A 13,591-nucleotide genomic window follows, 5' to 3' on the forward strand; every position below is an offset into this window, starting at 1 on the left:
GCCCTGATGAGAAATCAGGACGAATATGTCACCAGAAAGGGGAAACTGGCTTGCTGAGAACCATAGAATCTCCCACAGTGATCGCGTAATGTCGGAGCGAACGTATTCATCGGCCCATCCTGGACTTCATGTGAAAGCCAGCACGCCCGATGAGCGACATCCGTGGCCATGAAAGTGTTGCCGTTGAGCAACCTTACCCCTTGACCGGCGCCACCATCAGCTCGACGTTTTCGTTCTTCTTGATCAGCGCATACACCACCGCCGTCAGCAAGCTACCTGCGACAATCGCCAACAGGTACAACGCGGCATGGTTGATGGCGTTCGGGATCAGCAGGACGAACAGTCCACCATGGGGCGCCATGAGTTTGCAACCAAAGTACATGGACAAGGCCCCGGTCAGCGCGCCCCCTGCCAGGCTCGCCGGAATCACTCGCAGCGGATCCTTGGCGGCGAATGGGATGGCCCCTTCGGAAATGAAGCACAGCCCCAGTGCCAGGGCCGCCTTGCCCGCCTCCCGCTCGCTCTGGGCAAACTTGCGCCTGGCCAGGAACGTGGCCAAGCCCAGGCCAATCGGCGGTACCATGCCGGCGGCCATGGTGGCGGCCATCGGGGCGTAGCTCGAAGACGCCAGCAACCCTACCGAGAACGCATAGGCGGCCTTGTTGATCGGCCCGCCGAGGTCGATGCACATCATGCCACCAAGCAGCAGCCCCAGCAGGATCGCGTTGGTGGTGCCCATGCTGTCGAGAAACCGCGTAAGCCCTTCGAGCATGGCCGCCACCGGCTGCCCCACCACATAGATCATCACCAGACCGGTGAACAGGCTGGCCAGCAAGGGAATGATCAGGATCGGCTTGAGCGCCTCCAGACTGGTGGGCAGCTTCGCCCAGCGGGCAATGGCTTTGGCGCTGTAGCCGGCCAGAAAGCCCGCCACGATGCCGCCAATGAAGCCGGCGCCCAGGGTGCTGGCCAGCAGGCCGCCGATCATGCCTGGGGCCAACCCTGGCCGATCGGCGATGGACCAGGCGATATAGCCGGCCAGCAATGGCACCATCAGCTTGAAGGCCGCTTCACCGCCGATTTGCATCAGCGCAGCCGGTAGCGTCCCCGCTTCCTTGTAGGCTTCGATGCCGAACACGAACGACAAGGCGATCAGCAGGCCCCCGGCCACGACCATGGGCAGCATGAACGAGACACCGGTCAGCAGGTGCTTGTAGACGCCGGTTTTTTCGCCCTTGCTGGCGGCGGCGTTGGCCGAAGCAGTCCCACCCTCCTCCACCTTGGCTTCGGCCAACGCCTTGTCCAGGGTGGCGCGGGCCTGCTTGAGCGCAATGCCAGTGCCGCAGCGGTAGATGCGCTTGCCCGCAAAGCGCGCTGCGGGCACCTCGATGTCAGCGGCCAGCAGCACCACGTCGGCAGCTGCGATGGCTTGGGCCGAAAGCGGGTTGCGTGCCCCGACCGAGCCCTGGGTTTCAACGGTGAGCTGGTAACCCATCTGTTGCGCGGCCTGTTGCAGGGCTTCGGCCGCCATGAAGGTATGGGCGACGCCAGTCGGGCACGCAGTGACTGCAACGATGCGCACTTCCTCGCGGGTGTCGACATCGGGGGCTACGGCCGTCAGCGGCTGCGCATTGGCAGCTGCTTCGTCGAGAAAACCTTCGCGGTCAGCCAAAGCCTGGGACGGCGTGCTCTGGTACACACGCTTGCCTACAAAGCGGGTAAGGTCCACCGGGCCGGTGCTGACCACCAGCACCCAGTCGGCGTCGGCGATCTGCGCTGCATCGAGCTGTCGTTCGGGATGCTCGGCATCCTGCACCTCGACCTGGGTGGTCCAGCCACGGCGCTGGGCCGCAGCCGCCAGCAGACGTGCGCTGAGCACGCTCGATACCTGGCCATTGGGGCAGGCAGTGAGAATGACAATGTTCATTGGCAACCCTCTTGTTGTTCTGTCAGGCTCACAGCGGCTTGCAGGCGGGCCAACTGGTCATGGTCGTTGATGCCGAAACCCACCTGGGTGACGGCCTGTGCGGCGATGGCGGTGGCACGGGCCAAGGTGCGCGATGCGGCTTCACCCTGCAACAGGCCGTGGACCATGCCGGCCACGAGGGAGTCCCCAGCACCGACCGTGCTGGCCACCTTCACCTTGGGTGGTACCGCCGCCAGGGTGAAATCATGGGCGAACCAGCGTACCCCGTGCTCGCCGGCCGAAACCACCACGTGCTCGACGCCCTCATCCAGTAGCTGCCGGGCGGCCAGTCGCTGTTGACTGGCATCGTCCACGGGCGTGCCCAGGGCTTCGCCCAACTCTTCGGTATTGGGCTTGACCAGCCAAGGCAGGCTTTGCAGACCGACGCGCAGCGCCTGGCCGCTGGTGTCCAGCGCCACTTTCAAGCCCATGCCCTTGAGCTCATCGAGCAAGTCACCAAACCATTGAGGGCTAATCCCGCGTGGCAGGCTCCCGGCAACGACCACGGCGTCATGCCCCGGCGCTTCCTGGCGCAACAGGCGCAGCAAGGCATCGCGGGCGGCGGCGTCCACTTCCGGGCCCAGGCCATTGATGTCGGTGACGCGGCCATCGGCCTCGACCAGCTTGAGGTTGCTGCGGGTTTCCCCAGGCACGCGCACGAAGCAATCGCAGAAGCCGCGCCAGTCGATCAGCGCCTCGAACGCCTGCAGGTTGTCCTGCCCAAGAAAACCACTGACGGTCACGGTATGGCCCAGGTCGGCCAGCACCTGGGCGACGTTCAAGCCCTTGCCAGCTGCGTGGCTGTGCTGGGCCTGGCTGCGGTTGACGTGACCGGGGCGCAGGCTGTCGAGCCCGATGGTGATGTCCACGGCAGGGTTGAGGGTCAGGGTCAGGATCTTGGCCATTCAATAACGCTCCACCAGCGCGCGAACCGCGGCGGCGCTGTCTTGTTGCAAGGCCTCGCGCGCCAGGGCGCGGGCTGTACGGGAATCGGCCTGGCGCACCAGGGCCTTGACTTCGGCGACGCTGCGCGACGCCACGCTCAGCTCGTCCACTTCAAGCCCCAGCAGCACCGCGACGGCCTGCGGGTCAGCCGCCAGTTCGCCGCAAACCCCCACCCACTTGCCATGGGCGTGGGCGGCGCGCACTGTCATGTCGATCAGGCTGAGGACCGCAGGATGCAGCCCATCGGCCTGGGCGGACAGGCTGGGGTGGCCACGGTCGATGGCCAGGGTGTATTGGGTCAGGTCATTGGTGCCGATGCTGAAGAAGTCCACCTCGCGCGCCAGTTGCGGCGCCAACAAGGCTGCCGAGGGCACCTCGACCATGATGCCCACCTGCAGGTCTGCCACGGGAATCTCCGTACGCAGGCGCTCGACCATCGCACGTGCCTCGCGCCACTCATGCATCTGCCCGACCATGGGGAACATGATGCGCAAAGGGCGTTGATCGGCGGCGCGCAGCAGGGCACGCAGCTGGTCTTCCATCACCTGCGGGCGCTGCAGGGTCAGGCGCACGCCGCGCACGCCGAGGAAGGGGTTTTCTTCCGCATCGATCGGCCAGTAGGGCAGTGGTTTGTCACCGCCCACGTCCAGGGTACGCACCACCAGCGGGCGCCCGTCCAGGCCATCGAGCACGCGCCGGTACTCGGCCTCTTGGGTGGCCACATCCGGCGCCTGGGAATGGGCCATGAAGATCAGCTCGGTGCGCAACAGGCCGACGCCTTCGGCCCCCTGCTCCACCACTTTGGCGATACCGCTGCTTTCACCGATGTTGGCGAACACTTCGATGGCATGGCCATCACGGGTCACGGCCGGGTCGAAACGGTTGGCCCACGCGGCTTGCAAGCGCTGCTCGCGCAAGTCGCGCTCAGCCAGGGCACGCTGCAGCTCTTCGGCTGGCGGCGCGACGTTGACCACACCGCGCTGGCCGTCGAGCAGCAGCGGCGTGCCATTTTCCACTAGCAGCACGCTGGCGCCGGCTCCGACCACGGCAGGGATACCCAGCGCCCGGGCGACAATGGCGCTGTGCGCGGTGGCGCCACCCTGGGCCGTGACGATCCCGGCGACCCGCGCCGGGTCGAGCCTGGCGACATCGGAGGGGCCGACTTCGCTCATCACCAGTACGTAAGGTTGGTCAGGCTCGCTCTGCGTCTGGACCCCGCACAGCTGGGCCAATACGCGGCGGCCCACATCGCGCAGGTCGGCAGCCCGCTCGGCCAGCAAAGCGTCATGCAGCGCTTCCTGCTGGCTGGCGGCTGACTCGATCACCGCCACCCACGCGGCAGCGGCACTCTCCCCCTGGGCCAGGCGCTGCTCGACGTCGTCGGTCAGAGCCGGGTCGGCCAGCATTTCCTGATGGGTGACGAAAATCTCGCCAATGGCCGCGTCGCTGCGCTGCACCAGCACCTGAAGATCGGCACTGACGGTAGCCACCGCCAGGGTCAGCTTGTGACGTTCCTGATCGTACGACTCGCCGCGCAGCGGGTAGTCATACGTGCGCTCGGTCACGACGTGGGCAGGGCCGCACGCGATACCCGGGGCAGCGCCCACACCCTGTACGCGGCTGCCGGCCGCCGGCGCCTTCGCCTTTTCGACGGCTGGCTGCGCAGGAGCCTCTGGGACAAGCGGCAGCGCCTCCACCTCCTCGCCCAGCCCTTGCTCGATGGCAGCCAGCAACGCAGGCAGGGCATCGGCGGCGATAGCGGGCTCGGCCACCAATTCCAGTTCCTGGCCACGGCGCGCGCCCAGGCTCAACAGCTTGCTCAGGCTTTTCACCGAGACGCCAGGCTGACCGCTCTCGACCACGCGCACGCGAATGTCGCCCTCGAAACGTTTGGCCAGTTGCGCCAGCACCTTGGCTGGGCGGGCATGCAGGCCGTGGGCATTGGCCAGCAGGATGCGTGCGCTCGGCCAGTCGGCAGGCGCCTCGCCGCCGAGCACTTCGAGCACGGCGCGGCTGCTGGTGGCCTGGTAGAGCATCTGCCCGCGGCCTTCGATCAACACTTCGCACAACCGTTCGAGCAATGCCTGGTGGGCAGCACCCAGGCTGGCCAGGCAGAACAGGCCAGTCAGCGGTTGATCGCGATAACGCACAGGTTGTGCCGGGGTGACGAAGGCCAGGCCTGGCTGGCGAACCTGGCGTTCGCTGTGCAGCCACCACAAACCCTCTCCCAGCGGCAGCGGCTCTGCCTGCTGCAGCAGGGCGGCAAAGCCGCTGTCCACGCAGTTGGCGCGCTGCAACAGGCGCGCACCGCGCCAGGCCAGCTCATCGAAGTCTTCGGCCGGAAGGTTCAGGGCGATCAACTGCGCATCGAGCGCCAGCGCCTGCGGTGCACCCTGCAGCAGTTTGAGCAAGGCCTCGGCCGAGCCTGCACGGCGCAGGGCTTCTGCCAGATCGGTTTCGCCCAGGGCACGGGTCAGCAATTGCAGAAGGCGCAAGTGCTCGTCAGAGCGCGCGGCGATGCCAATGGCCAGGTACACGATCTGCCCATCACCCCAGTCCACCCCCTCGGGAAACTGCAACAGGCGCACGCCCGTGGTGTACACCAGGTCGCGGGTCTGCGGCGTACCGTGGGGGATGGCGATGCCCTGGCCAAGGAACGTGGAACCTTGCGCCTCGCGATCCTGCAACCCTTGCAGGTAGCCCTCGGCGACCAGTCCGTCGGCGACCAGGCGATCCGCCAGCAGGCGCAATGCATGTGCCTTGTCTGGGGCCGTCTGGCCCATGGCTATCTGCTCCTTGGCGAGCTCAAGCATGACCTTCTCCCTTTGCAGTTCCCGAATGGGTACTGGAGTATTGTTGTGAAATTCACGGAAATGGCCAGTTCAACCGCCTTGCACAGTGGGCAGCAGAGGCAGAAAATCAGGAGGCTGAAACGTTTAATCTGACCAGGCGGCCACGTTACTCGATAATCTGCCGATGAAAAAGCCCCATCCTGTCGGACAATTGCGACAATGCTCGCCTGCGCTCGCTGCGGTATCAGGGTCAAACTGCCTGGTCATCGCCTACAGCCAGCTTTGGTCATAACAAGGAAAACTCGGTGAAACTCAGCGATATCGCCCGCCTGGCCGGTGTGTCCGTCACTACCGCCAGCTACGTCATCAATGGCAAGGCCGAACAGCAACGCATCAGCAACAGCACCGTGGAGCGCGTGCAGGCGGTGGTGCAGGCCCATGGATTTACGCCCAACCCCCAGGCCGCTGGCCTGCGCAGCCGGCATACCCGCACGCTGGGCTTCATCCTCCCGGACCTTGAGAACCCCAGCTACGCGCGTATCGCCAAGCGCCTTGAGCAAGGGGCTCGGGCCCGGGGCTACCAGTTGCTGATCGCCAGCAGTGACGACCAGCCTGACAGCGAGCGCCAGTTGCAGCAGCTGTTCCGGGCGCGCCGATGCGATGCCTTGTTCGTCGCCAGCTGCTTGCCGCCGCACGATCAGAGCTACCGCGAGTTGCAAGACAAGGGCCTGCCGGTCATTGCCATCGACCGAGGCCTGGACCCCAGGTATTTCTGCTCGGTGATCAGCGATGACCATGATGCCAGTCGTCGTCTGGCCGCCAGCCTGTTGAGCACCGCGCCAGGCAGCATTGCCTTGATCGGCGCACGCCCTGAACTGTCGGTTAGCCAGGCCCGTGCCGGTGGCTTCGACGATGCGCTACAGGGCTTTGCCGGTGAGGTGCGCCGCTACCAGGGCGAAGCGTTCAGCCGAGAGTGCGGGCAGCGCCTCATGCAGCAGTTGATCGACGAGCTGGGTGGCCTGCCCGATGCCTTGATCACCACTTCGTACGTGCTCCTGCAGGGAGTGTTCGACGCGCTGCACGCCCAGCCCACCGAGTCGCGCCGGTTGCAGCTGGGTACATTCGGCGACAACCAGTTGCTCGACTTCTTGCCGCTGCCGGTCAATGCCATGGCCCAGCGTCACGGTGACATGGCCGCCAAGGCACTGGAACTGGCCCTTGCCGCGATTGAAGAAAAACGCTACGAACCAGGCGTGCATGCGGTCGCGCGCACCTTCAAGCAACGAATCGACCCGTCATGAACCTGCGTCTGATCGACACCCACACGCACCTGGACTTCCCGGATTTCGACGCCGACCGCCCGAGCCTGATGGCTCGTGCAAGCGCGCAAGGCGTCGAGCGAATGGTGGTGCTGGGGGTTCATCAGGCCAACTTTCAGCGGGTATGGGACCTGGCCTGCAGCGACTCACGCCTGGCCGCGGCGCTTGGCCTGCACCCGGTCTACCTTGAAGATCATCAACCGAGCAACATCGAGCAGTTGCGCGCCTGGCTGGAACGCTTGCGTGGCGATAGCCGCCTGTGTGCGGTGGGCGAGTTCGGGCTGGATTACTACCTCCCTGAACTGGACAAGGCTCGTCAGCAGGACGTGTTCGAAGCGCAGTTGCAAATGGCGTGCGACTTCCAGTTACCGGCCCTGCTGCACGTGCGCCGCAGCCACGCCCAGGTGATTGCCACCCTCAAGCGCTACAGGCCCATGCGGGCGGGTATCATCCATGCGTTCGCCGGCAGTTACGAAGAGGCACGTGAGTACATCAAGCTAGGCTTTCGGCTTGGGTTGGGCGGCGCGGCGACCTGGCCCCAGGCCTTGCGGCTGCGCCGTACGATTGCCCGCTTACCGCTCGACAGCGTGGTGCTGGAGACCGACGCACCGGACATGGCGCCGGTCATGCATCCGGGAGTGCGCAACAGCCCCGAGCACCTGCCAGACATCGCACAATCGCTGGCCGAGTCGATGGGCGTGCCCGTCGAGCAATTGGCCGAAGCGAGCACGCGCAATGCCTGCGAGCTGTTTGGTTGGCAAGCCCTGCGTTGATTCGCGCCGGCCCGCCCCGCGCGGTCAAGCCAACACGGTCCACAACGCGAAAGCGGCATACCACAACACACCACAACGCAGCACCAGGTCCCAAAGGCTATCCAGGCGCCGCACCCCGCATTCATTCTCGCTGGCAATGCCGGCATCACTGCCGTCATCAGCAATACGTCCGACGCGGGCTACCAGATGCGCGGCAGTGATATGCCAGTTCAATAGCTCGTGCAACATTTCACGGGCAACGGCGACGAAGTTGCCGACCAGGGCAAAGCTCAATGCCACCACCCTGACCGGCACCCAGTCCATGAGGTGGCGAAGCTGCTCGGCGCGGTGCTGGAGTGCGGGTCGCTGACTGTGCGCCTGGCACAACGCCAGAAGGCGGTAAGCCAGGGCAACGGCCGGCCCCAGCAGGAAGTACCAGAAGATGACGGCGAAAAAGCCCTGGTAGGCCTCCCACAGCAACCTGCTTTGCAGGCGTTCGCGCAGGTTGCGTGGCCCATCGGCCACAATGCCAAGGTCACGTGCAGCCACGTGCAGCGCGGCCTGTTCATCGCCCCTGTGCCAGGCGTCACGCAAAGGCCCGAGGGAAGCCTTGGCATCACCACGTCCCAGGCTATAAACCAGCACCAGAAGATGCACTGGCAAGGCCAGCAGGCCGTAGGCAACGGGCTCAAGCACATGCAACAGCAGTGTCAACACCAGCACCGGAGCCAGCACCACAGCGGCCAGTACCCACCCTACAGGCAGCCCGCCTTTACGCTCAAGGCGAGCCAGTTCGCCAAGCAAGAAACCGTCACGCTGGACCAGATGGCGCAAGCCGGAAAATTTCTCGAACCACAGCACCAGGATCAACACCAGAAAACTCATGCCTCAGCCCTCCTCACGCTGTAACGCCTGGCGATACCGCATCCAGTCGAAGGCAGGGCCGGGGTCGGTCTTGCGCTGGGGGGCGATATCGCTGTGCCCTTGGATACGCTCGGGTGCGATGGCCGGCCAGGCCTTGCGGATGTGCCGCGTCAAGCGGTCGAGGGTCAGGTACTGCGCCTCGGTATACGGTATCTCGTCAGTGCCCTCCAGCTCGATGCCGATCGAGAAATCGTTGCAGCCCTCACGGCCGTCGAAACAGGAGACGCCGGCATGCCAGGCCCGATCATGCAACGAGACGAACTGGGTCACCGCCCCCCCGCGCTCGATGAACAGGTGTGCAGACACCTTCAGGTGCTCGATGCTGGCGAAATACGGGTGTGCGTTCGGGTCGAGCCGATTCTGAAAGAACGCCTGAACGTAACCGCCGCCGAAGTTGGCCGGCGGCAAGCTGATGTTGTGAAGCACCAGCAGAGAAATCTGCTCACCTTGCGGGCGGGCGTTGAAATTCGGTGAGGGGCAGTGGGTGATTCCGTCTCCGTGGAACCAGCCAGTGGCACGGTCCAATTGCATGAGGGGCCTATCCTGAAAAGTGCTGCACAGAGCGTCAGTATGCCCTGCTGCCGCTAGCGTTGACACGGTAATCATCACAAGGCAGCCAGCCCGCTCCTGTGCAAATCCTCTATGACCGCTTCCAGGGCGCGCTCGAACAAAGGACCGTCATCCAGTACGCGAACGGTGCCGGCTTCCAGGGCCTGGGTGAGGCCTGCGCCACTCCACTCCCGCACTTTCATGCCGCTGCGATTTGCAAAGACGAGCTTGTCGCAACTGTCCAGGCGTGCCACCAACTTGCAGCGCTGAATGCCACTGTCATCGGACACTTCAATCCAGGTGCCCATGCGCAAGCGTTGCACCTTCTGCGAGACCTTGCCCTTGTCACCGGTCGGTTGCTGCCCAGGCCCGTCTGCCTCTTCGGCCAACGTCAACAGGATGTCCTGGGTGACCAGGATGTCGTCCTCGTCTGCCTCGGCGCCACCTGCATAAGCACGTATGTGCAGTTGTTCGAGTTTGCGGAAAAATTCACGGGTCACCAGCGAGTCGGTTCCGACACTGGCCAACCCATCGCGCAACGACTTGAGCAACGGTGGTACCTGATGCACCAGGGCCTGCGGCTGAAGCGATGGCGTCACACTGGCCAGCAAGGTATCGAGGGTCTGCAGCGCACTGCGCCAGCCCAGAGATGCTTCGCCGTGTCTGAGCCAAGCCAGCATCATCACCTGGCTCCAGTTGTTCATCAGCATCTGTACCACTGCCTGGGGCCACACCCGTCCACGCAGGCGCTGGCTGAGCACGTGTTGCACCTGTCGCCTGGCAAGCGATGCATTGGCCCGCCCCTCTTCGGCGTCCCGGGTGCGCTGCTCGAACAACTCGGTACGCCGCCGTTCATGCTGGGTCTGTCCGAGAAAGTCCTCGAGTAGCTCACCGAACAGACGCGTATCTTCGGCAAAGTCGATGAGCAGGCGCTGCACCACACGTTCAGCGCGCAGTTGCAACACATCACCCTGCTCTTGCTCGCGCGGGTCGCAGCCGAGCCCCGCCGCCGCCATTTCGTTGAGCAGCCGCCGGGCAGGATGACTGGCGCGGCTGAGCAGCCCCCTGTCCAGCAGCGCCACCTTGAGCAGCGGGATCTGCAGGCGCGCCAGCACGGCTCGCAGGCAGGGGGGTAGATTGTCGTCGCGAGCAATGAACCTGAACACGTGATCGATCAGGTTGATCATGTCTTCGTCGTCCCCGCCAATAAAGCGGCGGGTACCGCTACGCACGCTGATGGTCAGCAGCAACTGCTCCACTTGCTGGCCAAGGGCGAAATCGTCAGCCGCAGCAGGCTCTGGCACATAGTGCTGCAGGTGTGAGAGCAACCGCAGCAGATCGGCCCTGCTGACCGGCTGGGCGCCGGCCGTTGCCTCCAGCCGAGGCGCGAACAAACCACGTGAGGATCGCAGAAGCGGCTGCAGGGAGGCGAACAACGCCTCGCCTGCGGTATCTTCGCTCGCTTCAGGCTCATGGTAGGAACGCTCGTCCGGCTCCGCCAACAAACAGCTGTCCCCGGCTCGTCGACAAGGCGTCGGTGGCAGCTGACCCAGCACGCCTGCCGCAATCAGCAGCCTGTTGGCTTCGCCATAGATGACTTGCGCGTCGCACAATACATACCGCTCGAACAGCTTGAGCAACACCAGCTTGACGCGCGGCCCTACACCCAGGCTTTGCCCGGCCTCGAGAAAGCAGCGACACAAGGCAATAGGATTCAGGGGGTTGCACTGCTCAGGCACATGACGTTCGAGCAGCGTCTGCAAGCGCAGGCCCAGCTGCTGTAGCGCGACGCCATCACGGGCCTTTACCCTGGCCACCATCGTCTCCACCGCTGCTGCGCGCTCGGACTGACCGGGGGTGAACGACAATACGGGAGCGACGATTGCCGGGGTATGCTCAGGCTCAGGCTCGGCCAAGCGCGCGAAGGCTTCATGGACGGTATCGAGAAACAGCCGCTCGATGCTCTTGCGCTTGAGTCGCAAGTCGCGCATGGCTTCGAAATACAGGTGCTGAGCGAACCGGTCCGCTGCCTTGTCCGCCATTTCGAACAGGGTATCGTCGGCATTGTCGAACAGCGCCTGCAAACCCTGGCGCAACTGCAAGGCGGCCTGATCGCGCACCTGCAGCAGCGCAATGGGCAGACTCGTGGGGGGCGTGCGCCGTCCATGTTCAGCCGCCGCCAAGGGCACTACCTTGCCCTCTTTGTGCATCCTGTACTCCTTGCAGGGTGTCGGACCTAGACGCGGCCGATTTCGCCAATAGCATGACGCCAAATATCAGACAGCATTATCAGGAATAATTCCTTTTACTGCCAGACGCGTTTCCTTGGTAAATGTCTTGACCCTGTACAGGCAGTTATTGCTCAACCCGTTGCGTCATGCCGCCGAGCACCGGCTGTACACGCCAGCGCCCTGCCCTATAATCGCGGGCATCTCGCTTGTGGAGCCAAACATGCCTAACCTACGCCTTGCCGACCTCACCGCCGAAATCGAAGCCAACGTACGCCGTGCGTTGCTGGAAGACATCGGCAGCGGCGACATCACTGCCCAGCTCATCCCGGCCGAGCGGCTGGCCAAGGCAACGATCATTACCCGCGAAGCGTGTGTGGTGGCCGGTACGGCCTGGGTCGATGCGGTGTTTCGTCAACTCGATCCACGCGTAGCCGTGCACTGGCAGGTGGTCGACGGCGATCGCGCCCAGCCCAACCAACCGCTGTTCCACCTGGAAGGCCCGGCGCGGGCGCTGCTCAGCGGTGAGCGCAGTGCACTCAACTTCCTGCAGATGCTGTCCGGGGTCGCCACGCGTGCACGCACGTTGGCGGATCTGGTCGAAGGTACCCACGTACAGTTGCTGGACACTCGCAAGACCTTGCCGGGTCTGCGCCTGGCGCAAAAGTACGCAGTGACCTGTGGCGGCTGCTACAACCACCGCATAGGCCTGTATGACGCTTTCCTGATCAAGGAAAACCATATCGCCGCCTGTGGTGGCGTCGCCGAGGCGGTACAAGCCGCACACCGCATCGCCCCCGGCAAGCCGGTGGAAATCGAGGTGGAAAGCCTGGAGGAATTGCATCAGGCGCTAAGCGCGGGTGCCGACATCATCATGCTCGATGAGCTGACGCTCGACGAGATGAAAGAAGCCGTCGGGATCACAGCTGGCAAGGCCAAGCTGGAGGCCAGTGGCGGCGTCAGCGAAACGACCCTGCGGGCCATCGCCGAAACCGGTGTGGATTACATCTCGATAGGTTCGATGACCAAGGATGTGCGAGCGGTCGACCTGTCGATGCGCCTGAGCCTGTAACACGGGGCCGCCAGGCGGCCCCGGTCGAGGGATCAGAACGAGGCGTTGGCCAGGCCGTCCAGGTAGCGCTCCACGTCCAGGGCGGCCATGCAACCAGCACCGGCCGAGGTGATGGCCTGACGGTAGACATGGTCAGCCACGTCACCTGCGGCGAACACACCCGCGACGTTGGTGGCGGTGGCGTTGCCTTCACGGCCGCCGCTGACCACCAGGTAGCCGTCCTTGAGGGTCAGCTGGCCTTCGAACAGCGAGGTGTTCGGGGTGTGGCCGATGGCGATGAACACGCCATCTACCTTGATCTCGTCAGTGCTGCCATCGTTGTTCTTCAAGCGCGCGCCGGTCACACCCATGTTGTCGCCCAGGACTTCATCCAGGGTAGCGTTGAGCTTGAGTTCGATCTTGCCTTCGGCGACGCGGGCATGCAGCTTGTCGACCAGGATCTTCTCGGCGCGGAACGTATCGCGGCGGTGCACCAGGGTTACCTTGCTGGCAATGTTCGCCAGGTACAGCGCCTCTTCAACGGCCGTGTTGCCGCCGCCAACCACTGCGACCGGCTTGTTGCGGTAGAAGAAACCATCGCAGGTGGCGCAGGCCGATACGCCCTTGCCCATGAACGCTTCTTCCGACGGCAGGCCCAGGTAGCGAGCACTGGCGCCAGTGGCCACGATCAGGGCGTCGCAGGTGTAGGTGCCGCTGTCTCCGGTCAGGGTGAACGGCTTGTTGGCCAGGTCCACGGCATTTATGTGGTCGAAGACGATTTCAGTCTCGAAACGCTCGGCGTGCTCTTGCATGCGTTGCATCAGTGCCGGGCCGGTCAGGCCGTGCGGGTCGCCTGGCCAGTTGTCGACTTCGGTGGTGGTGGTCAATTGGCCACCGGCCTGCATGCCAGTGATCAGCAGCGGCTTGAGATTGGCACGGGCCGCATAGACCGCTGCGCTGTAACCGGCAGGGCCGGAGCCCAGAATGATGACGCGCGAATGACGTGCTTCGGACATGTCGAACTCCTGTCGAGCGGGCTGAAAAGGCCAGCTGTGCAAATGAAGT

General features: G+C 64.3%; 10 protein-coding genes. 3 read left to right on the forward strand and 7 right to left on the reverse strand.

All coding sequences use genetic code 11. The annotated features are described in order from the left end of the window. Window positions 1-193: 193 nt before the first annotated feature. Genes FS767_RS19470 through ptsP form a run of 3 tightly spaced genes read right to left on the reverse strand, consistent with a single transcriptional unit; the run spans window position 194 to window position 5,724 of the window. Window positions 194-1,927, reverse strand: a complete 1,734-nt coding sequence (locus FS767_RS19470; RefSeq protein ID WP_144967534.1) for a PTS fructose-like transporter subunit IIB — start codon at window positions 1,925-1,927, stop codon at window positions 194-196. Continuing rightward, complete coding sequence (pfkB, locus tag FS767_RS19475) at window positions 1,924-2,871, reverse strand: 1-phosphofructokinase (protein WP_144967536.1); 948 nt, start codon at window positions 2,869-2,871, stop codon at window positions 1,924-1,926. The genes FS767_RS19470 and pfkB overlap by 4 nt, the downstream gene beginning before the upstream one ends. Beyond that, window positions 2,872-5,724 (reverse strand): phosphoenolpyruvate--protein phosphotransferase, encoded by a 2,853-nt coding sequence (ptsP, locus tag FS767_RS19480; protein ID WP_144967538.1) that lies wholly within the window; start codon window positions 5,722-5,724, stop codon window positions 2,872-2,874. It abuts the gene before it with no gap. A 284-nt stretch (window positions 5,725-6,008) separates the two neighbouring features. On the opposite strand from ptsP, the gene cra reads away from it, so the two are divergent. Together cra and FS767_RS19490 are read left to right on the forward strand one after the other, a co-directional pair. Further along, window positions 6,009-7,004 (forward strand): catabolite repressor/activator, encoded by a 996-nt coding sequence (cra, locus tag FS767_RS19485; protein WP_144967540.1) that lies wholly within the window; start codon window positions 6,009-6,011, stop codon window positions 7,002-7,004. A 2-nt stretch (window positions 7,005-7,006) separates the two neighbouring features. Then, on the forward strand, window positions 7,007-7,795 hold the full coding sequence (locus FS767_RS19490) for a TatD family hydrolase (protein WP_144967610.1): 789 nt from the start codon (window positions 7,007-7,009) through the stop codon (window positions 7,793-7,795). Window positions 7,796-7,819: 24 nt separating this feature from the next. On the opposite strand, the gene ampE is transcribed toward FS767_RS19490, so the two are convergent. The 3 genes from ampE to FS767_RS19505 all read right to left on the reverse strand — a co-directional run bounded on the left by ampE (window position 7,820) and on the right by FS767_RS19505 (window position 11,457). After that, entirely contained in the window at window positions 7,820-8,659 is an 840-nt protein-coding gene (gene ampE, locus FS767_RS19495; RefSeq protein WP_144967542.1) for a regulatory signaling modulator protein AmpE, read from the reverse strand. Window positions 8,660-8,662: 3 nt separating this feature from the next. After that, window positions 8,663-9,229 (reverse strand): 1,6-anhydro-N-acetylmuramyl-L-alanine amidase AmpD, encoded by a 567-nt coding sequence (gene ampD / locus FS767_RS19500; RefSeq protein ID WP_144967544.1) that lies wholly within the window; start codon window positions 9,227-9,229, stop codon window positions 8,663-8,665. Window positions 9,230-9,303: 74 nt separating this feature from the next. Further along, entirely contained in the window at window positions 9,304-11,457 is a 2,154-nt protein-coding gene (locus tag FS767_RS19505) for a DUF1631 domain-containing protein (RefSeq protein ID WP_144967546.1), read from the reverse strand. A gap of 241 nt (window positions 11,458-11,698) precedes the next feature. Between FS767_RS19505 and nadC the strand changes: the two genes are divergently transcribed. Next, window positions 11,699-12,547 carry a carboxylating nicotinate-nucleotide diphosphorylase gene (gene nadC, locus FS767_RS19510; protein ID WP_023534717.1) on the forward strand — a complete coding sequence of 283 codons (849 nt, stop codon included), beginning with the start codon at window positions 11,699-11,701 and terminating at the stop codon, window positions 12,545-12,547. 32 nt (window positions 12,548-12,579) lie between these two features. Here the strand turns inward: nadC and trxB are convergent, their stop codons facing one another. After that, window positions 12,580-13,542 (reverse strand): thioredoxin-disulfide reductase, encoded by a 963-nt coding sequence (trxB, locus tag FS767_RS19515; protein WP_058639474.1) that lies wholly within the window; start codon window positions 13,540-13,542, stop codon window positions 12,580-12,582. Between the last annotated feature and the right edge of the window lie 49 nt (window positions 13,543-13,591).

The sequence above is a fragment of the Pseudomonas sp. DE0010 genome (assembly GCF_007680745.1).
In the GTDB taxonomy this organism is placed as follows: Bacteria; Pseudomonadota; Gammaproteobacteria; order Pseudomonadales; family Pseudomonadaceae; genus Aquipseudomonas; species Aquipseudomonas parafulva_B.